13 protein-coding genes are annotated in these 21,434 nt (G+C 71.7%); 5 read left to right on the top strand and 8 right to left on the bottom strand.

Features of this window, described 5'->3' with window-relative positions:
- Positions 1-55 precede the first annotated feature (55 nt).
- Positions 56-2,305, top strand: a complete 2,250-nt coding sequence (gene secD, locus HNR40_RS43205; protein WP_184972179.1) for a protein translocase subunit SecD — start codon at positions 56-58, stop codon at positions 2,303-2,305.
- A 10-nt stretch (positions 2,306-2,315) separates the two neighbouring features.
- Here secD and HNR40_RS43200 read toward each other — a convergent pair whose 3' ends face one another.
- Together HNR40_RS43200 and HNR40_RS43195 are read right to left on the bottom strand one after the other, a co-directional pair.
- Positions 2,316-4,544, bottom strand: coding sequence for an alpha-L-rhamnosidase-related protein (locus tag HNR40_RS43200; RefSeq protein WP_184972176.1), 2,229 nt, complete (start codon positions 4,542-4,544; stop codon positions 2,316-2,318).
- The gene (locus HNR40_RS43195) at positions 4,525-5,865 is read right to left on the bottom strand and encodes an MFS transporter (RefSeq protein WP_184972174.1); all 1,341 of its coding nucleotides are present in this window, start codon (positions 5,863-5,865) and stop codon (positions 4,525-4,527) included. The genes HNR40_RS43200 and HNR40_RS43195 overlap by 20 nt, the downstream gene beginning before the upstream one ends.
- A 60-nt stretch (positions 5,866-5,925) precedes the next feature.
- On the opposite strand from HNR40_RS43195, the gene HNR40_RS57610 reads away from it, so the two are divergent.
- Positions 5,926-7,071, top strand: a complete 1,146-nt coding sequence (locus HNR40_RS57610; RefSeq protein WP_184972172.1) for a PucR family transcriptional regulator — start codon at positions 5,926-5,928, stop codon at positions 7,069-7,071.
- 62 nt (positions 7,072-7,133) lie between these two features.
- Here the strand turns inward: HNR40_RS57610 and HNR40_RS43185 are convergent, their stop codons facing one another.
- A complete protein-coding gene (locus HNR40_RS43185) occupies positions 7,134-7,904 on the bottom strand; it encodes a tyrosine-protein phosphatase (RefSeq protein ID WP_184972170.1) in 771 nt (256 codons plus the stop codon).
- A gap of 290 nt (positions 7,905-8,194) precedes the next feature.
- Here HNR40_RS43185 and HNR40_RS43180 point away from each other — a divergent pair, with 290 nt between their 5' ends.
- Both HNR40_RS43180 and HNR40_RS43175 read left to right on the top strand, forming a co-directional pair.
- On the top strand, positions 8,195-8,395 hold the full coding sequence (locus HNR40_RS43180; protein WP_184972168.1) for an EF-hand domain-containing protein: 201 nt from the start codon (positions 8,195-8,197) through the stop codon (positions 8,393-8,395).
- Positions 8,396-8,458: 63 nt separating this feature from the next.
- Entirely contained in the window at positions 8,459-9,625 is a 1,167-nt protein-coding gene (locus HNR40_RS43175; protein WP_221341537.1) for a PucR family transcriptional regulator, read from the top strand.
- Here HNR40_RS43175 and ccrA read toward each other — a convergent pair.
- Both ccrA and HNR40_RS43165 read right to left on the bottom strand, forming a co-directional pair.
- On the bottom strand, positions 9,591-10,928 hold the full coding sequence (gene ccrA, locus HNR40_RS43170; RefSeq protein WP_184972165.1) for a crotonyl-CoA carboxylase/reductase: 1,338 nt from the start codon (positions 10,926-10,928) through the stop codon (positions 9,591-9,593). The two genes, HNR40_RS43175 and ccrA, sit on opposite strands and share 35 nt — an antisense overlap.
- A complete protein-coding gene (locus tag HNR40_RS43165; RefSeq protein WP_312896747.1) occupies positions 10,925-16,549 on the bottom strand; it encodes a polyketide synthase in 5,625 nt (1,874 codons plus the stop codon). Before HNR40_RS43165 ends, ccrA begins: the two co-directional genes overlap by 4 nt.
- Before the next feature lie 188 nt (positions 16,550-16,737).
- Here HNR40_RS43165 and HNR40_RS43160 point away from each other — a divergent pair, with 188 nt between their 5' ends.
- Positions 16,738-17,835 (top strand): alpha/beta hydrolase, encoded by a 1,098-nt coding sequence (locus HNR40_RS43160; RefSeq protein ID WP_184972161.1) that lies wholly within the window; start codon positions 16,738-16,740, stop codon positions 17,833-17,835.
- A gap of 60 nt (positions 17,836-17,895) precedes the next feature.
- Here the strand turns inward: HNR40_RS43160 and HNR40_RS43155 are convergent, their stop codons facing one another.
- The 3 genes from HNR40_RS43155 to HNR40_RS56825 all read right to left on the bottom strand — a co-directional run bounded on the left by HNR40_RS43155 (position 17,896) and on the right by HNR40_RS56825 (position 21,431).
- Positions 17,896-18,750, bottom strand: coding sequence for a hypothetical protein (locus HNR40_RS43155; protein ID WP_184972159.1), 855 nt, complete (start codon positions 18,748-18,750; stop codon positions 17,896-17,898).
- A gap of 149 nt (positions 18,751-18,899) precedes the next feature.
- The gene (locus HNR40_RS43150) at positions 18,900-20,186 is read right to left on the bottom strand and encodes a hypothetical protein (protein WP_184972157.1); all 1,287 of its coding nucleotides are present in this window, start codon (positions 20,184-20,186) and stop codon (positions 18,900-18,902) included.
- Between the two features lie 51 nt (positions 20,187-20,237).
- The gene (locus tag HNR40_RS56825) at positions 20,238-21,431 is read right to left on the bottom strand and encodes a glycosyltransferase (RefSeq protein WP_312896753.1); all 1,194 of its coding nucleotides are present in this window, start codon (positions 21,429-21,431) and stop codon (positions 20,238-20,240) included.
- Positions 21,432-21,434: the final 3 nt, after the last annotated feature.

Here is a 21,434-nt window from a genome sequence, read left to right as displayed (position 1 = left end):
TCCCGGCCGAGGGGCCCTGTAGCGCCGTCTCGGTGTCAAGCCTGTGGAGGCTCCCATGTCACGTGCGCCCTTGTGGCGCGCGGTGGCGGCGCTGGCCGTCATCGCGACCTCTTTGTTCCTGGCGTTCACCATGTCGCCGCGGCTCGGGCTCGACCTGCGCGGCGGCACTCAGCTCGTGTTCGAGGCGAGGGACTCGCCGACCGTCAAGGCGGACGCCGCCGCCACCGACCGGGCGGCGCAGGTGTTGCAACGCCGTGCCGACGCGCTCGGCGTGGTCGATCCGACGATGGTCCGCTCGGGTGAGAAACGGATCATCGTCGAGCTGCCCGGCGTGCTCGATCCGCGCAAGGCCGCCGACGTGATCGGGCGGACGGCGCAGCTTTCCTTCCACGCGGTGCAGGGGCTCGACACGACCGGTAAGGGGCTGCCGGACGAGTCGGGGCAGAAGCTCACGCTCGGGCCCGCGGTCATCACCGGTGAGGGGGTGTCGGACGCCGGGGCCCGTACCGATCCGCAGCAGGGACCGGGCTGGTTCGTCACCGTCGACTTCCGCGAGCCGGGGCCCTGGCAGCAGCTCACCGGGGCCGCCGCCTGCGAGCCCATGGGCGACCCCAAGCGCCGGGTCGCGATCGTGCTCGACAACAAGATCATCTCCTCGCCCGAGGTGGTCCAGGAGACGCAGTGCCGGGTCGGCATGCCCGGCGGGCGTACCTCGATCACCGGCAACTTCACCCCCCAGGAGGCCACCGACCTGTCCGTGCTGATCAAGGGCGGCTCGCTGCCGGTGCCGCTGACGATCGTCGAGCAGCGGACGGTCGGCCCCACGCTGGGCGCCGACGCCATCGCGGCCAGCGCCAAGGCGGGCGTGGTCGGCGTGGCGCTCACCGCGCTGTTCATCATCGTGATCTACCGCCTGGTCGGCCTGCTGGCGGCGCTCGCCCTGGCCGCCTACGCGCTGATCTCCTACGCCGCCCTCGTCGCGCTCGGCGCGACGCTCACGCTGCCCGGCCTCGCCGGGTTCGTGCTCGCGATCGGCATGGCCGTCGACGCCAACGTGCTGGTCTTCGAAAGAGCCAGGGAGGAGTACGGCGCCGCCGGCGCCACCCGCGTCAAGGGCCCCAGAGCCGGCGGCCTGGGCCAGGCGCTCAACCGGGGCTTCAAGAACGCCTGGAGCGCCATCGCCGACTCCAACGTCACCACCTTGCTGGCGGCCGGGCTGCTGTTCTGGCTGGCCTCGGGCCCGGTGAAGGGGTTCGGCGTGACGCTGTCGATCGGCGTACTGGCCTCGCTGGTCTCCGCCATGCTGATCACCCGCGTGCTCGCCCACTGGATCATCGACCGGGTGCCGCCCAAGGTCTCCGGGCTCGGCTCGGTCGGCCGGATCCGGATATGGCTCACCGCGCGTAACCCCGACCTGATGGGCCGGCGCAGGCTCTGGACGGCGGTCGCGGGCGGGCTGCTGGTGCTGGCGTTCGCCGGGCTGGCCGTACGCGGGCTGAACTTCGGCGTGGAGTTCACCGGCGGGCGGATCATGGAGTTCGCCACGAGCAAGCCGGTCGGCGCGGACGCCGCCAGGCAACTCGTCGCCAACGCGGGCTTCCCCCATGCGGTCGTGCAGACCTCGAACGACGCCATCTCCGTGCGTACCGGACAGATCTCCGCGGACGACGCGGCGAAGATCCAGGAGGCGCTGGGCGAGGTCACCAAGCAGCGTGACGAGCTGATCGGGCCATCGCTCGGCGAGGAGCTGCGGCGCAACGCGCTGATCGCGCTCGGCGTGGCGCTGGCCGCGCAGCTCGTCTACCTGGCGGTGCGCTTCCGCTGGACGTTCGGTGCCGCTGCGGTGGGCGCGCTGTTCGTGGACGCCGTCGTGGTGCTCGGCGCGTTCGCCTGGCTGGGCAAGCCGATCGACGGGGTGTTCCTGGCGGCGATGCTCACCATCGTCGGCTACTCGGTCAACGACAAGGTGGTGGTCTTCGACCGGGTCAGGGAGATATGGACCGCCCAGCCGAAGACGTCCTTCGCCACCGTGGTGAACAGCGCGATCCTGCAGACCGTGCCACGCACCGTGAACACCGGGCTCGGGGCGCTGTTCATCCTCTCGGCGCTGGCCGTGTTCGGCGGCGACTCGCTGCGTGACTTCGCGATCGCGCTCCTCATCGGCATCGTGGTGGGCACGCTGTCGTCGTCGTTCGTGGCCGGGCCCACCGCCATCGCGCTGGAGCGCCGCAGCAGGCAGCCGCCACCGCAGCCGCCCCAGCCGCGCGCCCGCCGTACCCGCGAAGGCTCGGGCGCGGTGGTCTAGGGCGCGGTGGCTAGGGCCGCACGATCTCCACCGGCACGGGGGCGTCCACCTTGATCTCCGTGCCGTGGACCTCGACCACGATCAGACCGTGCGGCGAGGGTACGGCCCCGCGCGCCCAGGCCAGCTCGCCCAGCCTGGGCGCCACCCGCACCTTGGCGTAGCCGGGCTCGGCCGGCGTGATCCCCAGGGTGTGGACGAGCAGGTCGCGCGCGGGCGTGGCGGACCAGCCGTGGCAGTAGGAGCCGCCGTCCCAGCACTCGCGGAACGTCCCGGCCTCGGTCAGAGCGGTCCAGTCCCGGCAGAGCCCGGCGATCCGGTCGGCAGCGCCCAGCAGGGCCAGCGCGTCGTGCACGACGTAGCGGAAGAACGGCTGCGCCCCCACGACCTGATGGTCCACGTCCCAGTCGGGGGCCGGGCGCAGGCTGACCGGATCGGTGGCGACCGGGCCGTCCCGGTCGGCGCCGCGTGCGCCCATCGGGCTGCGGGTGAACATGGCTCGCCGGTCCAGGAGCAGCTCACGGACCGCCGGCTGGCGCGAGGTTGGCACGAGCCCGGCGCAGACCGCCGCGGCGGCCGTATGCTCGCTGACCGACCCGGTGAGCAGGTGGTCGCGGTAGGCGCCGCGCCGTACGTCCCAGAAGACCTCGAAGCCGAGGGCCAGCGCGGCGTGCAGGCCGCGCGCCCACGACGCGCGGCCGAGGTCGCCGAGCCACTCGGACATCTCCGCGAAGTCGGCCAGCGCCCGGCCCCACAGGGCGTTCAGCGCGGCGCTGGTCCCGCGCACCTGGACGGGCGACCAGTCGATCAGCACCCAGCCGGTGACGTCGTGCAGCAGCCCGTCGTCGCCGCGGAAGGGCAGGAACCAGCGCAGCACGCCTTCTGCACTGGCCAGCAGGTCCGCGACGAGCGAGCGGTCTCCCGTGTAGCGGTAGAGGTTGTGCACGGACCTGATCCAGTGCAGCGACCAGTCGGGGATCGTCGGCAGATCCTGGGCGGCGAAGTCGCCGGCGACCACCATCGGCAACATCCCGTCCGGGCGGGGCTGCGCGGCCAGCGCCGGGTGGTGGCGGGCGAGGCTCCAGTCGGGGTTGGCGACCAGGTCCACGGACTGGTGCACGACCGAGTCGCCGGTCCAGGCCCGCTGCTCGCGGGTGGGACAGTCGATGTAGGCGTCGTGGGAGGTCAGGTCCACGGTACGCAGCGCCGCCCGGAACACGGCGTCCAGCTCGGGGTCTGAGCAGGCGAAGTACGGCCCCTCCTGGCGCGGGCGCAGCCTCTCGACCACCTCGACCGAGGCCACCTCGGCGCCGCCGGTGACCTCCAGCACCGCGTACCGTCCGCCGACCGGGTCGGTCATCTCGAAGACGTCGTCGTGGCCGCGCAACGTGTAGGCGAACCGGTTGGCGATCTCCAGCCCGGCCGGGGTCACGACCTCGGCGACCGCGCCGCTGACCGTCGCCCCCGCCTGCCCGCGCGCTGCCAGCCGCAGCGTTCCGCTGACCACCTGCCCGAAGTCGGCCACCAGGTCGGGGCCGAGTTCGGCCTGCCGTACCGAGGAGGTTAGCGGCGGGATCGGCCGGAGTTGCAGCGCGCCGAACGGGTCGGAGGGCGGATGTGCGTCAGGGTTGCCACCGACGACCGCCCGCGCCTCGATGACCCGGACGGGCTGCCAGAAGCCGTCGTCGTGGTTGGGGAGGGTCCAGGTCGGGTCGAGTTTTCTGGCGTCGAAGACCTCGGGTAGTTGCGAGAGCAGGTGGTGTCTGGGTTCAGCGGGGGTCCAGGCGGTGGGTTCGTGGCACGACCAGGTCTCGTCGGTGACCAGCCACTCCTCGCCCAGCCGCAGCTCGGCGACCAGGCAGCCGCCGCCGAGTGTGAAGGTCGGCGGCGACGGTTCCCACCAGGGGGTGGCGTGGCCGTAGAAGCGGGCGAAGATGGCCACCGCGTTGCGGCCGAGGCGCAGCGCGGGCGCGGCGTCGCCGGTGTCGTAGTGCAGCGTGCGCGGACCGTGGCGGACCGGTCCGCGAGCCAGTTCCGCCCCGTTGACGTAGAGCACGTACCGGGAGTCGGCCGTCACCCGGAAGGGGGCGGTTTCGGGGACCTCGTCCAGCGTGAACACACGGCGGAACAGCACCCGCCGGTCGTACGCCTCCGGCAGCAGCGAACCGCGGGCGGCGGGGCGGATCGTGGGGCTGGGCGACCAGATCCACTGGCCGCGCCACCTACCGGGCGGAAACCGCATCGGACTCCCTCCGCTGGGCCAGCTCGCCGGCCACGCGCGCGGCCAGTTGCCGGGAGATGGGGTAGAGCGCGAACAGCACGGCGGCCAGCAGCGCCAGGCCGCCGGGCAGCAGTGACTGGGCCAGCACGATGCCGCGCAGCCCTTCGGCGGTCTGCTCCTGCCCGGCGAGGTAACCGGTCATCGCGAGCGTGTAGCCGGTCAGCGCCGCGCCGATCCCGCCACCGGCCTTGGCGGCGAACGAGCCGAGCGAGGCCATCGCGCCCTCGACGCGGTAGCCGTGCCGCCATTCGACGTAGTCCACGAGCTCGGCGACGATCACGTAGATCATGGTGAGCGCGCCGCCGCCGCCGAACGCGGTCACGCCGAGCGCGACCAGGGCCAGCGGCCAGCCCGTGGCGGGCACGACCAGCAGGCCGCCGATCGCGACCGCCTCCAACACCAGGGCGCCGACGAAGGTGGCCTTGTAGCCGAAGAAGCGCGCCAGCCAGGGGAAGACGATCGTGCCGAGGGCCGTCGGCAGGACCGTGGCCAGCGCGGCCACGGCGATCAGGCCGCGATCGCCGACGAAGTAGGTGAAGTAATAGGCCATCCCGGCGCTGCGCGCCCCGCCGGCCGCGGTCAGGGCGATGACGGTGCCGAGCAGGATGATCACCGCCTTGTTGGCCAGCAACATTCTGGCCAGGTCGCGCCAGCCGTACCTGTCCTGGCGGACGGGAGTGACGCGCTCGCGCACCCTGGTCGCGGCGAGCGAGGTGAGCAGGAGCGAGACCACCGCCAGCCCGATCACGAACGCCGGCCAGCCGATCCGGTCGGCCAGCGGCAACGCCGCCGCGGTCACCACCGCGCCGCCGAACAGATACGAGAACGCCTTGATGCCGGAGAGCTGGCGGCGGTCACCGGGATGTGTGGCCATGGCCGGGATCAGAGAGTTGAGCGGGATGTCCATGAGGTCGAAGGCGAACCCCCACAGCAGGTACGCCACCCAGACCGCCACCAGCGGCGCCGGGGACAACGCCGGAGCCAGGAACAGCGCGACGAAGCTGAAGGCGCCGATCGCCCCACCGACCAGCAGGTAGGTGCGGAACCTGCCCCACCGGGTCACCGGCAGATGGTCGACCACGTAACCCATCACCGGGTCGCTGATGCCGTCCACGATGCGCGCGACAAGGAACAGCGTGCCCACCGCGGCGGCGGCCAGCCCGATCTCGTCGGTCAGGTAGATCAGCAGAAACGAGTTGATCGTCGTGCTGAACACGATGTTGCCCACGTTGCCGGCGAAGAAGCCGGCCTTCTCCGCGAGGCCTACCCTGGGCGTTGTCATGCGTTACATAGTTGAATGGGCGGACCGAGGAATCTATTGGAGCGATTCGCAGAGTTCATTGTGACCCATGACAAAGAGCTGACGATCGGCGGCGTGAGCGTGCACCGCTGGCTCGCGCACGAGCGGACCCGGCTGGCCCGCGTGCTCGTGGCGCGGATGCTGGCCGACGTCGCGCACTACCGCGACCTGCCCGCCGGGGAAGTGGCCCACGACATCGTCACGCTCGTCGAGGAGAACCTCCTCGCGCTGTCCCAGGCACTGCGCGAGCGTAGGGTGCCCGCCGAGCCGGGCGGCCGGGTCGCCGAGACCGCGATCAGGGGCGCCGAGCAGGGCATGCCGCCCGGCGCGCTCATCGAGGCCTACCACCTGGCCTTCGCCGAGACCTGGCGGACGCTGACCTCCCGGGCCGAACCCGGCGACCTGGCCGACGTGCTGGCCTGCACCGAGCTGATCCTCGCCTACACGCGGCGGGTCACCGAGGTGGTCACCTCCACCTACTTCGACGAGCGCAGCCGCCTGTCGGCCGAGGAGCGCGACGAACGGCACCGCCTGCTGTCGGCCCTGCTCAACGGCGAGCACGTGGACGGCCTGGCCCCCGCCTACACCGTCCTGTCGCTGTCGGCCGGGGAAGGCGGCGCGGTCGCCACGCGACGCAAGCTGCACCGGATCGAGCGCGAGCTGGAGGCGTTCGCGCCCGGCACGCTCTTCGACCGGCCCGCCGGCGCCGCGCTGCTGCCCTGGTCGGGGCCGTGGGAGCGGCTGGAACTCCTGGTGGTACGGCTGGCGGAGGCGGGCCGCGGGCCGGTGACCGCCGCCGCTGCCCAGGCCACGCCAGCCGAGGTGCCCGAGCAGATGCGGCAGACCCGGGAGGTGCTGGACGTCGTGGGCTGGTTCGGCCGCGGGCCGGGTCTTTACCGGTTGACGGACGTGCTGCTGGAGTACCAGCTCACCCGGCCCACTGCTGCCTCCCGCGAGCTGGCCGCGCTGCTCGATCCGCTGGACGCGCACCCGGAGCTGCTGCGCACGCTTGAGGCCCACCTGCGCCACGGACGATCCCGCCGGGCCACGGCCGAGGCGCTGCACCTGCATCCCAACACCGTGGACTACCGGCTGCGGCGGGTGGCGGCGCTGACCGGGCTGGATCCGGCCGGGGACGCGCATGTGCAGCGGGTGGGTGCGGCACTGGCGGCCAGAATGAGCCGTTAGCGGACGTACTGAGTTTGGGTCGCTCGTGGAGGTGCCGGGCGAGTCGCTAGTGGAGGTAGTCGCTAGTGGAGGTAGAGGTCGCGGAGGGCTTGGAGGTCGATCTCGGTTAGGCCGAGGCCATGCCGTACATAACCCGAAATATCGCCGTATGTGGCTTCTACCTGGTCGAAAGCCGCGTTGAGGTAGCTCTCGCGGACCTCCAGCAGCGGGCGGACCAGCTCGCGGTCGATGCCGTGCTGGGCGGCGAGGTCGTAGAGGCCCACGGCTATGGCTTCCAGGTGGGCATTGCTGGCCAGGTAGTCGGCCATGACGGTCTCGCGGTCCACGCCCAGCAGGGTGAGGAGCAGGGCGGCGGCCCAGCCGGTGCGGTCCTTGCCGGCGGTGCAGTGGAAGAGGGTGCCGGGCTTGGCGAGGGCGCGCAGGAGGTCGGCGTAGGCCTCGTGGGCCTCCTGGGTGGTGATGAAGGAGCGGTAGACCTCGAGGATGAAGTTCTCCGCGGCCCGTGGTGAGCGCAGCGCCTTCGCCTGGTCCGGCGAGGTGAACAGGGCGGCGATGTCGGCCCCGTGACCGCCGCCGCGCTGCACGTCCAGCACGAGGTAGGGGGTGCCGTCGGCCAGGCGGTCGGGCTGCTCGGAGCGTTCCGTGGAGGTACGCAGGTCGCACACCAGCCGCACGCCGACGTCGTGCAGGCGGCGCTGGTCCTGCTCGTCGAGCCGGTCGAGAACGCCCGCCCGGAAGGCCAGGCCGGTGCGCACCTTCCTGCCGTCCCTGGTGACCTGGCCGCCTACGTCGCGCAGGTTGGGCGCGGAATGGATCACGAGATTTTCCCCCATGAGATCTGACCCTAGCCGGATGTTTCCGGCCTGCGCCCGTGATTTTTATCCGGACATATCCGGCTTGCGACCCACCCAATCAGAGCGTCGCGTCCGAGTGGAGGGTGAGGGCGGGCGGAGGGGTGAGGGCGGGTGGAGGGCAGGGGTGGGTTCGAAGGGGGGATTGGTGGGGTAGGTGGGGGCCTCGTGCCAGACGGCGGTGTGTCGACAAACGCCAGCAAGTCATGGCATTTCTCGACTCGCTCCGATGATTCGCCACTAAGGTCTGACCCGACACAGGAGGAACATCAATGAACGACTACGAGGCGACCTTCAAGCTGATCGACGCCGACAACGACGGGCTCATCTCGCCCGAGGAGTTCGTGCGGCTGATGGAGATCATGGGCCAGCCGGTCACGCTCGAGCGCGCCGAAGAGGCCGTCAAGCAGCTGGACCTGGACGGCGACGGGCTGATCAACGTGCGGGAGCTCGGCAACTTTCTCGAACGGTGACAAAAACAAGCACTTGCTACCCACTCTTCTGGCGCATAAGTCACAATGGCGTCGGGAGGGACCATGGCCATCAGGAGCGACACCCGGACGCCCGCGGACGTCGTGACGACACTCCGGCAAGGCATCGGCCGGGTCTCCACCGAGGTGATCGAGGAGATCCAGGCCCGCATCCCCGAGTACGCCCGACCGTCGGACGAGGTGTACATCAAGGTCATCCGGATGGCCGTGGAGCAGGCCATCTACGGCTTCCTCGACCGCATCGAGAACCCTGACGCCGCCTGGGACCCCGAGCCGTTCCGCATGATCGGCCGGGGCGAGGCCGCCGAGGGACGTAACCTCGAACCCCTGCAGACCGCGCTGCGCCTCGGCGCCCGGGTGGGCTGGCGGCGGCTCACGGAGATCGCCGAGCCGCTCGGCCTGTCGCCCCAGTCGCTCTACGACCTGGGCGAGGCCATCTTCGTCTACCTCGACCAGCTCGCCGACGCCGCCGCCGAAGGCTTCGACGAGGCGAAGGCGCACGCCGCCGGAGAGATCGAACGCCGCCGCACCCGCCTGCTCGACCTGCTGCTCAGCCAGCCGCCCGCCGGTCAGGAGGCCATCGCCGACCTGGCCAAGGCGGCCGGCTGGCGGCTGCCCAAGACCGTGGCCTGTGTGGCGCTGGGCGACCAGCACGGCGCGTACCGCCGGCCCGCGCTGCCGCCCGACGTGCTGACCGGGCTGGAGCGTGCCCATCCGTGCCTGCTCGTGCCCGATCCGCGTGGGCAGGGCCAGGCGATGGACGTCGCGCTGCGGGGGTTGAAGGCGGCGATCGGGCCTGCGGTACCCCTTGCCGCGGCTTCGACGTCGCTGCGGTGGGCCGGCGAGGCGCTGGAGCTGTCCGCGCGCGGCGTGCTGCCGCGCGGGCTGCTCAGGTGCGCCGACCACATGGCGACGCTGGTGGTGTTCAAGGACGAGGAGCTGATCGGCGCGCTGGCCGAGACGCGGCTCGCGCCGCTGGCGCACCTGCGGCCCACCCAGCAGGACCGCCTCGCCGAGACGTTGCTGGCCTGGTTGCGTCACGGCAGGGGCGCCGGCGAGGTGGCCGCGCGGCTGCACGTGCACCCGCAGACCGTCCGCTACCGGCTGCGCCAGCTGGAGGAGCTCTACGGCGACCAGCTCGCCGACCCCGACATCCGCTTCGAGCTGGAGATCGTGCTCAGGGCGCGGCAGGCGCTCGGCGGAACAACCTGAGCCGTTCCTCCCCGATCCGCTCACGCAGCGCGTGGTCCTCGACCCCGAGGTCCTCCCCGGGCGCGAGCGCGAGCACCCCGACCTTCCCGACGTGCCGGTTCGTCTGTACGGCCCGTGCCGCCTCACCCGCCTGATCCAGCGGATAGACGCGCGACAGCGTCGGATGCACCATCCCCAGCGAGATCAGCCGGTTGACCTCGTGGCACTCCTGGTAGTTCGCCCCGTGGGAGCCGATGATCCGCTTGAGCTTCATCCACAGGTGCCGGTTGTCGTAGGCGTGGTCGTAGCCGCTCGACGACCCGCAGGTCACCACCGCGCCGCCGCGCTTGGCCACGTAGACCGAGGCCCCGAACGTCTCGCGGCCCGTGTGCTCGAACACGATCCCCGGATCCTCGCCCACCAGCCTGCGTACCTCGGCCCCGAGCCGCCGCCAGTCCTTCTCGTCGGCCAGATCCTCGAACCCCGACCGGTCGATCACATGCTCACACCCCATCGCGCGCAGCAGTTCGCCCTTCTCCGGCGAACTCACCACCCCGACCGGAATGCCGCCCCCGTTCTTCACGAGCTGCACGCCGTACCCGCCGAGCCCGCCCGTCGCCCCCCACAGCAGCACGACGTCGCCCTGCCGCATCCGCGCGCCGCGCTCCCCCACCAGCATCCGGTACGCGGTCGCGGCGCACAGCAGGTTGCAGGCCGCCTCCTCCCAGCTCAGATGCCTCGGCTTGGCCAGCAACTGGGTCGCCTTGACCACCGCGAAGTCCGCCAGCCCGCCGAAGTTGGTCTCGAACCCCCACGCCCGGAGGTCCGCGGCCAGCATCCCGTCGTGCTGGGCGATCGGGTCCTCGCCGTCCACGTACGCGGGCCCGGTCACCACCCGGTCGCCGGCCTTCCACCGGCGTACGGCCGCGCCCGTGCGCACGACCACCCCCGCGGCGTCCGAGCCGAGGACATGCGTGGACAGGTCGTGGCGGGGGTCGGTGCGGCCCAGCCGTTCCAGGAAGGCGAAGGTCGGGATCGGCTCGAACATCGCCGACCACACCGTGTTGTAGTTGATCGCGCTGGCCATGACCGCGACCAGCACCTCGTCGGGGGCCAGCTCCGGCATCGGCACCTGGCCGACGTGCAGCGACAGCCGTACGTCCTTGTCGGTGCCTGTGTCTGTGCCTGTGTCGGTGTCTGTGTCCGTCTTGAACATGCCGACCTCGTCGCGGTGGACGTAGGCGGCGCGGTAGGTGGGGGGCACGTCCAGGCGGGCCAGTTCCTCGGGCGGCGCTCCGGCGACCACGGCCTGTGCCAGGTTCATAGCAGGTCCTCCAGGTGGGCGGCGACGAACTCGACGTGGGGCGGGTCCAGCAGGTTGAGGTGGTGCGAGCCCGGCACCTCGACGATCTCCAGGCCGGGGCTGAACGGGGCGAAGCCTCTGGCCGGGTCGTCGTGGTGCAGGTAGCGCGGATCCTCGACGGTCCAGGGGGTGGGTTCGGTGCTGCGGTAGAGGATCACGCGGCCGGTGTGGATTTCCGGGCGGTAGCGCTCGATGGCTCTGGTGTCCTCGTGGGAGGTGATCTGGTGGCGGAGGATGGCCGGGCTGAGCATGCTCAGGACGCCTGATTCGGCGATGCGGGCCTCCGCCAGGTCCAGCTGGCCCTGCTCGTCCAGCGAGGCCAGCTCGTCCCGGTCAAGCCGCACCCGCACCCCATACGTCTTCCCCAGATATCCCGCGAAGTCCGCATATCTCCGGGCATGGAGCAGCCGCCGATCCTCCTCCGGCACTACCTCGGGCAGCCCGGAGTCGATCATCACCACGACCTCGCAGTCCTCGCCCAGCAACCGCCCCGTCTCAAAGGCCAGAATCCCCCCGAACGACCACCCTCCCAGCCGGTACGGCCCCGCCCCCGTGCGCCGGATCTGCTCGGCATACCGGGCCGCCCGCTCAGGAATCCCCAGCTCAGGATCGTCGATCCGCTCCAGCCCGAAGACCGGCAGCCCCAGCCGAGCGGCCAGCAACGTGTAGACCCCAGTCGTCCCACCGGCCGGATGCCCCAAGAACAACGCCCCCCGCATGGCCGGCACAAGGCGTTCTGCTCCCTCGTCGTCCGTGGCCGTGTTCCGGGTTGCCGGGTAGTTGGGGCGGGTTCGGGCGAGGTGGTTGAGGGGGCGGAGGAGGGCGCGTTCCGCCTCTATCTCTTCCACCGCCCTGATGGCGTCGGCCAGGTCGCAGATCCGCGCCTCGGGGGTGCCGACGGTGACGACCCGGCTGCCGACCTCGCGTCCCAGCACGTCCAGCGCGACCGGCACCACCTCGGGCGGGACGGAGTCGGTGACCGAAGGCTCGTACCCCATCAACTCGGCCAGCACCCGCACCACCTGCCGCTCGGCCGCGTCCCGGGGCCCGATCACCCGGCCGGGCACGCCGGTCACCGCCGCGACCAGTTCGCCGAGCGTCCCCCCGTTGAGCAGGGGCGCCACCGGCACCACCACCCCGAAGTCGTACTCGATCAGCCCCCGCAGCCGCGTGGCCGCCAGCGAGTCCAGCCCCGCCTCGGTGAGCACACTCCCGTCGTCGAGCCGCCCCGGATCAACCCCCAGCACCGCCGCCACCCGCCCCCGGACCCGCGCGGACACATCCCCGCCCGCGTCCGCCTCCCCCTCGACCACCTCCGAGAAGTACGGCAAGCGCCCAACCCCGGGAAACGCCGCCACCGCCGCCCCGGCATCCAGCTTGACCACCCCGGCCGAACACCCCCGCCCCACAAGCGCCTCCAGCGCCTCAAGCCCTTCGTCCAAGGTGAGCGCCTCAACAGCGGGCAAGGCAGCGGCCCCTGCCCAAGTCCCCCAGTTGACGGCGACAGCCGCCGGGCGCACCTGGCAGAGCGCGTCCAGCCAGGCGTTGGCGGCGGCGTAGGCGGCCTGTCCGGGCGAACCGAGCAACGCGGCCGCCGAGGAGAACGCCACCCACCAGTCCGCCTCCCGAGTGGCCTCGTGCAGCCGGAGTCCGCCGAGCACCTTCCCCGTCCACACCCTGTGGAGACTGTCGGCGTCAAGATCGGCTACCAGCCGGTCGTCGAGCACCCCGGCCGCGTGCACCACCCCGCGCAGCCGTAGCCCACCCTCGGTGGCCGCCTCGACCAGCCGCTCCGCCGTACCGTCCGCGGCCAGATCCCCCACGACCACCACCGCGCCATCCGGCAGCGGGCCCTCGGGCGCCGAGCGGCCGTTCAACACGATCCGCGTGGCGCCCCGCCCGGCCAGCCACCGCGCGACCGCCAGCCCAAGCCGACCGAACCCACCCGTCACCACGTACGCCCCCGGCCCCACCACCTCAGCACCCCTGTGCCCTGGGGCGGCGGGCAGGACCATGCGCCTGAGCCGGGCCGCGTATCGGGTGCCGTCCCGCCAGGCCACCTCGTCCTCGGCGTCGTCGCAGAGCCGTTCCCGGTCCAGAGCGGCGAGGTCGTCCACGTCCACCAGCATGGCCCGCGACTCGGGACGTTCCAGGGCCAGCACCCTGACCAGCCCCCGCAACGACGCGGGCCCAGGATCAGGCTTCTCCCCTTCGAGTACGGCCTGCGCCCGCCGGGTCACGATCGTCAGCCGTTCGCCCGGGGACGCCTCGCGGGCGATGCGCAGAATCAGCTCCTGCGTGCCCAGAGGGTCCAGCCCCCGTGGCACCACGACCACGGACCGAGCCCCCGACCCCGCCTTCCCAGGAGCCGACTCGACCCAGACCCGCTCGACCAGCTTGTCCTCCAGCCGAGCCGGAACCTGCGGAACATCCCGGAGCTCCACCCCCTCCACCGTCCCGTCCGCCCGCACCCGCCGGACGCTCTCCAAGCCCTCTGCCGTCGGGCCGGGCGTGAGCGCGGCGGTGCCGTACACCTTCCAGATCCCGGCTGCGTCCTTGGCACTGACCCGGACGACCCCGTCGGACAGCGTCACCGTGACGCGCGCGGGCAGCGGCAGAAGAGCGTGCAGCACCACGTCGTGCACCGGCACCGCGCCGCAGACCTCGCGCGCGGCCGCGTGGGCGAGGCGGGCGACCACCGTGACCGGCAGCACCGGGCGGCCGTTGCGATGCCAGGTGCCGGGGTCGAGACGCCACGGCGCGCCGGACAGGTCGTCCAGAGTGGTGCTCCACGCGTGGCCGTCGGGGGTCTCCACGTGCGCGCCCAGCAGCCGGTGCACGCCATCGGCCGGTGTCCCGGCGCGGCGGTGCGGCGGGACCCAGTGGCGCTCGTGCCGCCAGGGCGCGTGCGGGACGTCCACGACCCGCCCGGCCGTCCTCGGCGGTACGGCGGCGGCCACCGTCGCCACCTGGGCGTAGAACTCCTCGTCGGCCTCGCGGCGAAGCGAGTGGGTGACCAGCGCGCCGCCGCCGGTGAGGGTGTCGCGGAGGGCGGAGGTGAGGAGGGGGTGCGGGCTGATCTCGGTGAAGACGGTGAAGCCGTCTTCGGCGGCGGCGCGTACGGCCTGTGCCAGGCGCACCGGGCGGCGTACCCCGGCCGCCCAGTACGCGGCTTCGAAGACCGGCACCTCCCGGGGATCATCCAGGACCGTCGAGTAGTACGGCAGAGCCGGCTTACCCGGATCGATCCCGGCCAGTTCCTCCCTGATCAGCGGGAGCAGCGGCTTGACCTGCGGCGAATGGCCGGCGCCTTCGGCCGTCAGCGTCCTGGCCAGCCGGCCCGAGGCGGCGATCTTCCCGGCGAACTCCGCCACCCGGTCGGGGTCACCGGTGATCACGGTCTGGCGGGGCGAGGTGTGGACGGCGATGTGGAGGGTGTCCGGGATCTCGTCCGCCGCCGCCTCGACGATCGCCATCGCGCCGCCGCCGCCGAGTGTGCCCAGGAGCCGGGCGCGGCGGCAGATCACCCGGACGGCGTCATGCGGGCTCAGCCCTCCGGCCACCACAGCGGCGGCCACCTCGCCCATTGAGTGGCCGATCACGGCGGCGGGGCGGATGCCGTACGCCTGCCAGAGCCGGGCGAGGGCGAGCTGGGTGGCGAAGATCAGGGGCTGGGCCTGGGCGACGCCTTCGGGGGTGATCCACGGGTCTATGCCCGCTTCGGCTTTCAAGAGCGGGGCCAGTTCGTCGAGGGCCGCCCGGTATGTGGGTTCCGTGTCGTAGAGGTGGCGGCCCATGTCGCGCCACTGCCCGCCGTACCCGCTGAAGACCCATACGGGACCCGTGCGGACGGGAGGGAGGGCGGACGGACGGACGGTGCGCAGGCCCTCGGCGAGTTCGGCGGGGGTGGCGGCCACGACGGCCGTGGCGACTCGGCCTCTTCCGGCCCGCCTGGCCAGTGTGTGTGCCACGTCCCGCGACGCCCGGTCCTGGCAGGCCCAGTCGGCCAGCAGTTCGGCGTGGGCCTTCACGCGGTCCGCATCGATGTCGCTGATCGTGAACACGTGCTTCGCCGTGGCGGGCGCGAGGACGGTGGCGGGAGGGGCGGCGGTCAGGGCTATGTGGGCGTTGGTGCCGCCGAAGCCGAACGAGGACACCCCCGCCCGGGGCCGTGGCCAGGGGATGGGCTCGGTGACGACGGACAGGCGGTCCCACGGGATGTGCGGGTTCGGGGTCTCGAAGTGGATGCTGGGTGGAATGACGCCGTGGTGCAGCGCCAGGACGGTCTTGATGAGGCCGGTCACGCCCGCCGCCGCCTCCAGGTGGCCGAGGTTCGACTTGGCCGAGCCCAGCAGCACCCGTCCGTCGGGGAACGCGGCGGCCACGGCTCCGGCCTCGATCGGATCGCCCAGGTACGTGCCGGTTCCGTGGGCCTCGATGTAGGCGGGGTCGGGGAGACCCGCGTGCACCTGTCTGAGCAGCGACTCCTGCGCCTCCGGGTTGGGGGCGACCAGGCCGTTGGAGCGGCCGTCCTGGTTGACGCCGGTGCCGGTGATCACGGCCAGCACGCGGTCGCCGTCGCGCAGCGCGTCGGGGAGCCGTTTGAGCACCACGACGCCGCAGCCCTCCGCGCGTACCATCCCGTCGGCCGAGGCGTCGAAGGCGCGGCACCGGCCGGTGGGCGAGGTGCCTCCGCCCTGGTCGAAGGCCATGGTGATGATCGGTGACAGCAGCAGGTTGACGCCCGCCGCCACCGCCAGGTCGCTCTCGCCGGCGCGCAGGCTGCGTACCGCCAGGTGGGTCGCCACCAGCGAGGACGAGCAGGCGGTGTCCACGGCCAGCGAGGGTCCGCGCAGGTCGAGCAGGTAGGACAGGCGGTTCGCGGCGATGCTCAACGCCGCTCCGGTGGCCGTCCAGGCGTCGACCTTGGCGGGATCGGCGGTGGTCAGGTAGGCATACTCATTTCCGGAAATACCAACAAACGTCCCGGTACGGCTCCCGCGCAGGCTCCGCGGCGCGATCCCGGCGTGCTCCAACGCCTCCCAGGCCGTCTCCAGCAGCAACCGGTGCTGCGGATCCATGACAGCCGCCTCACCAGGCGCGATGCCGAAGAACGCGGCGTCGAACCCGGCCACGTCCGCCAGGAACCCGCCGTGCCGGGTCGTCCTGGCCAGCGCCTCCCCGGCCCCGGCCGAGCCGTCGTCGAACGGCGCCCAGCGCGAGCCTGGCACGGTCCCGACCGCGTCCCGCCCGTCCATGAGCAGCCGCCAGAACTCCTCCGGCCCGTGCGCGCCCGGCACCCGGCACCCGACTCCGACCACCGCGACCGGCTCGTCCGCCGCGCGAACCTGCCGCTCTGGTGAAGGAGGCTCGGACAGGGCGCGTACCAGCTGGTTCACGGTCGGGCTGGCCCAGACGAGGGTGGGGCTCAGGTCCCGGCCGAGCAGCTCCGACAGCTCTCCGGCCACCGCCACGGCGTCCCTGGACGACAGTCCGTACTCCTCCAGCGGCCGGTCCGGATCGACCTCCTCGCCGGCCAGCCGGGCCGCGAGCCGTTCAAGGAGAAAGCCACGGACGTCCACGTGCGCTCCCATGCTGCCGGGGTGATCGGCCAACCTACCCAGGAGGCCGGGGCCGGGGGCAGGCCCGTACCGAACATTCCTCCGGAGCGATTTGTCACGCGGGTGACAACTGGCGGGCCGATTCGTTGCCGCGGGTTCATAGCTGGGCGGCGCGCGGAGCCCTAGCCTCACCGGCGGAGGAACCCACCATGCGATCGCGCGCCCTGCTGGCCCTGGCCATCACGTTCACCCTCGCCGCCGGCGCCACGCCCGCGGTGGCCGATCCCGACTGGTCGATCGTGCCGGAGGGCGGGCCGACGAAGGCGCCGGCCGTACCGGAAGGCACGAAGCAGAGCGTGCCCTGGCAGAAGGCGCTGCCCGGCAGCGCCCGGGTGGTGCGCGAGCGGTGGCTCGGACCGCGCACGCTGGACATCCTCATCTCCTCGCCGTCGATCGGGCGGATGACGCCGGTACGCCTGCTGCTGCCCAAAGGCTGGTCGAAGTCGGCGAAGCGGACCTGGCCGGTGCTGTACCTGCTGCACGGCGGCGCCGACGACTACACCTCCTGGACCCGGATGACCGACGTCGCGGCGTTCACCGAGAACGTGGACGCGATCGTGGTCATGCCGGAGGCGGGACGGGCCGGAAACTACTCGGACTGGCACAACGGCGGCCGCGGCGGCACCCCGAAATGGGCCACCTTCCACACCTACGAGGTGCGCCGCCTGGTGGAGATCGGCTACCGCGGCGGCCCGCGGCGCGCCATCGCCGGCCTGTCCATGGGCGCCTACGGCGCGATGAAGTACGCGGCCCGCTACCCGGGGATGTTCCGCTTCGCCGGCTCCTACAGCGGCATCCTGGCCACCCGGCTCCCCGGCATCCCCGAGATCATCATGAACGCGCAGGCCAGCGAGAAGCAGAACCCGAAGGCCCTGTGGGGCGACCCGGTCAAGGACAAGAAGGTCTGGGCGATGAACGACCCGATCGCGCTGGCGCCGGGCCTGAAGGGCACCAGTCTGTACATCTCCAGCGGCACCACGAGCTTCCTCGGCCCGCTGGACCCGCCCGGCTCGCCCTGGCATCCGGCCCACCTGGGCGAGCCGATCTCGGCGTACACGGCCAAGGCGCTGTCGCGGCGGCTGAACGGGCTCGGCATCCGGCACACGCTCAACCTGTACTCCAACGGGACGCACACGTGGCCGTACTGGACGAGGGAGTTCAAGGCGTCGTTCCCGATGATCCTGGCCGCGCTCGGAATCGGGAAGGGCGGGGTCAAGGACGGCTGGCAGCTCTCCAGCGGTCGTTGACCCCGCCCGACGCCGCCCGGCTCCGGGCCGCGGCCGTACGGCGTCATCCCCTTTCAGGGATCACCCGGGCGGGACCATGCCGTTCTTGGCCACCGGGACGGCCAGCTGGGAGCGGCCGGTCAGCGTCGCCGTCTCGCCGGGCCACTGCCCGAGGACGGGGTTGAGGTGGCGCAGGTTCAACGTCACCGGCGCGGTGGTGGCCGCGTTGAGGTCGTACTTCTCCAGGTCCAGCCAGCGCACGATGTTCAGCGTCGCGTCCGGGATGACGTCGCCGCGCTTCTGCACGGGCACGCAGAGCTGGCGGGCGGCCAGGACCTGCACGTTCGCCGGCGGGATGTTGCTCAGCACCGGGTTGAGCTGCCTGAGGTTCAGCGTCTTGTTCATGACCGGGTTGGGGGTGAAGCCGTAGCACTCGAGGTCGATGTGGCGGATCACCGAAAGGACCTCGGCTGACGGGACCACGCCGTTCTTGGCCACGGGCACGCAGAGCTGTTGCGGCTGGTTCAGCACGACCTGCTTGCGCGGCTGGTCCTGCAGCACCGGGTTGAGGTGGTGGAGGACGATGCTCCTGTTGAGGGACGGGCCGGTGATCCGGTAGCAGGACAGGTCGACGAATCTGACGAAGTCGAGGACGCCGGGCGGCGGAATCACATTGTTTTTCGCGACCGGAACACATAATTGTTCGCGGGCGCCGACGGTGACCGTCTGAATGGGCAGGTCACCTAGTTGCGGATTGAGGTGCCTGAGCGTAAGGGTGGTTGCGGGCGGCTGATATGGGTTTGTTTTGAAGCAGTCCAGATCCAGGTTGGAGACGAAGGCCCGCGGCGTGGGCAGCACCAGCGCCGCGGCCGGCGGCACCACCAGAATCGCCGTCGCGCAGATCGCGAAGGCGACGGATAACCATCGTCGGACCATTGGGGTACCTCCTCGGTCGCGGGCCGTGCATTTGACGCCTTGACTTTCTGTCAGGCAATCGGGGAAGGCAAGGCCATTGTCCGCTCTTTGCCACCGAAAAGGGAAAAGAAAAAGCCCGCGCCGGGGGCGCGGGCTCATTCTGATGCGGTTCAGGCAGCGCGTACGTACACCGTGGAGAAGACCTCGGAGAGCTTCTTCAGGTCGGTGGCCTGGTCGACCTCGGGCGTCGCCGGGTCGTAGATCGTGGCCAGCCTGGCCTTGACCGCGTCGAGCTTCTTGAGCTGCTCCCACGCGGCGTTGTCGGCGAGTTTGTCACCCAGGACCCGGTTGACCGAGCCCTTGGCGTCCTGCCAGCGGGTCCAGAGGATGACGGTCTCGGCGGCGTCGGCCTGCAGCGGGGTGGCGACGCGGTCGGTGATCGTCTGCGTGGCCTGCTCGGTGGTCAGCCGGGAGGCGCCGGGACCGGTGAAGACGGCGTCCTCGGCGGCGATGTGCGCCCAGGAGTCCCAGGCGCGGGCCCGGACCTGGATCCACTGGTTGCGCTGGGCCTCGGCGGCGTCGATCCGCCAGGTGGTGTACTCGGTGGACAGGTGGCCGTTGTCCAGGGCGAGCTGGTCGACCAGGCCCGCCTTCAGCCAGGCGCCGATCTTGTCGGGGTCGAGCAGCGGGTACTTCTTGCCGATCTCCGTCTTGCAGGCCTCGTTCGCGCCGCAGCCCAGGGCCGGGACGACGGTGTGGATGGCCAGCTTCTTGCCGGGCACCGCCTGGCGCAGCGCGTGGGCGGCCTCGGTGACGAACTTGTCCATCTCCTCGGCGGTCTGCAGCGTCTTGTTGTAGCCGATCTGCGAGCTGAACCGCACGCCCACCACGCCGGGCTGGGCGGCCAGGGCGGCGACCTTCTTGGCGGCCTCGGCCAGCTTTCCGGCCTTCCAGTCGTCGGCGAGCTCGGCGTCGATCCACACCCGCATGCCGTCGGTGCGCGCGGTCTTGGCGCTCTGCCCGGCCGCGGTCTTCTCCGCGGCGGCGGCCTCGGTCGCGGAGACCTCGTCGGGGTCGATGTGGCACTTGCCGCCGTCGGGGCAGGCGTCCGGCGTGCCGCCGTCCTCGGCCCCGTCCACGTCGGGCGAGCCGACGTCGTGCATCTCGCCGTCGCCTTCGAGGTTGGGGTCGCAGGCGTTCTCGGCCTCGCTGCAGTCGACGCCGACCTCGCTGTTGGGCCCGGCGTTCTTCATGTTCTCGCCGTCGTTGTCCAGCCAGAACTTCGCGATGTCGGCGGCCTCCTCGGGCGTGGCCAGCCACGTGCACATGACGTAGGCGGGCGTGTCGCTCGACATGAGGTCGTTGCAGCTGCGGGGGTCGTCCGCCGACCAGGCGGGGATCCCGATGCCCAGCATCGACAGTGCGAGTCCGGTGACGATGAGCGGACGAAGTCGCATGGCACCTACTCTGGGAGGATCAAGGGGGCATGAAGCACACTACTGGGACGATCAGCTCTCTTCAATGAGATCCACAGCGTTCTTCACTCCGTCTTCAGTGCGCAGTAACCGCCCGATGTACTGGGATTTTTCCTCATATAGCGGCGCGGCCCGCAGCCGCGCGGCCAGTTCCCCCGCCACCAACCGCGAGATCGGCAACGGCGGCGGACCCGCGCCCAGCGCCGCCACCCGCAGCCCCCAGAACGGCTGATCGGAGAAGAACGGGCACACCACACTCGGCACCCCGGCCCGCAGCGCCGCACCCGTCGTCCCCGCCCCACCGTGGTGCACCACGGCCCGGACCCGCGCGAACAACGCCTCGTGCGCCACCTCCCCCACCGGCAGCACCTCCTCCGTCCGCTCCACCGGCACCCCCTGCACCACAGCCCGAACCCCCGCCAGCCGGAGCGCCACCCGAACCTGCTCGGCCGTCCGCACCGGATCACCCGGCACCATGCTCCCGAACCCCACGTAAACCGGCCGCGGCCCCGCCTCCAGAAACGCGGTCAGCTCATCCCCAAGCTCCCCGCCGCCCCGCGTCCAGTACCCGGTCTGCCGCACATGATCGGGCCAGCCCGCCGGACGCGGCACCACATGCCTGCTGAACCCACACAGAACCGGCACCTGATCCCGCCGATCGGCCGCGAACGGACTCCCCCGCAGCCTGCCCAGCCCGAGCGTTCGCGCCCGTAGCCGGTTCACCATCCCGCCGAGCACCAGCCAGCCGAGCCGCTCGACCAGGGCATAGCTGGCCCTGTTCCCAAGACGGCCCAGGGTCCGTGCGGGGATGAGCGGGTTCGGGAAGGCGGTCGTGGGGTGCCCTGGCTGGAAGTGCAGGATGTGGTACGGCATGCCGTACCGGTCGTGCAGATGCCTGCCGAAAGCGCCGAGGGCCGGAGCGAGCACCAGATCAGCTTTCCGGCAAGCCGCGTCCACCTCAGCCACAAGTGTCTCGGCCAGCGGCTCGACCACCTCCCTGAACCCCCGCACGAACCCCAGCGCCCCACTCTCCAACCAGGCCCGCCCCTCGGCGCTCCCGGCGATCGCCACCGGATCCACACTCAGCCCCGCGAACCCCACCCCGTCCCGGACCAGCGACGCATACCGCCGCGCCGCCACGACCACCACCTCATGCCCCCGCCCGGCCAGCCCATGAGCCAGCGCCACACAGGGCTGCGTGTCCCCCCGCGACCCCAAACCCAGCACCGC

Source organism: Nonomuraea endophytica (assembly GCF_014203235.1).
GTDB lineage: Bacteria > Actinomycetota > Actinomycetes > Streptosporangiales > Streptosporangiaceae > Nonomuraea > Nonomuraea endophytica.
Note: the sequence above shows the minus strand (reverse complement) of the source record. Positions and strands in the feature narration are given on the sequence as shown.

Excerpts from the sequence above, each read along its gene's own strand:
- HNR40_RS43185 (WP_184972170.1), bottom strand. The coding sequence starts at position 7,904 with ATGGGGGAAAATCTCGTGATCCATTCCGCGCCCAACCTGCGCGACGTA.
- HNR40_RS43195 (WP_184972174.1), bottom strand. The coding sequence starts at position 5,865 with ATGACAACGCCCAGGGTAGGCCTCGCGGAGAAGGCCGGCTTCTTCGCC.
- HNR40_RS43150 (WP_184972157.1), bottom strand. The coding sequence starts at position 20,186 with ATGCGACTTCGTCCGCTCATCGTCACCGGACTCGCACTGTCGATGCTG.
- secD (WP_184972179.1), top strand. The coding sequence starts at position 56 with ATGTCACGTGCGCCCTTGTGGCGCGCGGTGGCGGCGCTGGCCGTCATC.
- HNR40_RS43200 (WP_184972176.1), bottom strand. The coding sequence starts at position 4,544 with ATGCGGTTTCCGCCCGGTAGGTGGCGCGGCCAGTGGATCTGGTCGCCC.
- ccrA (WP_184972165.1), bottom strand. The coding sequence starts at position 10,928 with ATGAACCTGGCACAGGCCGTGGTCGCCGGAGCGCCGCCCGAGGAACTG.
- HNR40_RS43160 (WP_184972161.1), top strand. The coding sequence starts at position 16,738 with ATGCGATCGCGCGCCCTGCTGGCCCTGGCCATCACGTTCACCCTCGCC.
- HNR40_RS43180 (WP_184972168.1), top strand. The coding sequence starts at position 8,195 with ATGAACGACTACGAGGCGACCTTCAAGCTGATCGACGCCGACAACGAC.
- HNR40_RS43175 (WP_221341537.1), top strand. The coding sequence starts at position 8,459 with ATGGCCATCAGGAGCGACACCCGGACGCCCGCGGACGTCGTGACGACA.
- HNR40_RS43155 (WP_184972159.1), bottom strand. The coding sequence starts at position 18,750 with ATGGTCCGACGATGGTTATCCGTCGCCTTCGCGATCTGCGCGACGGCG.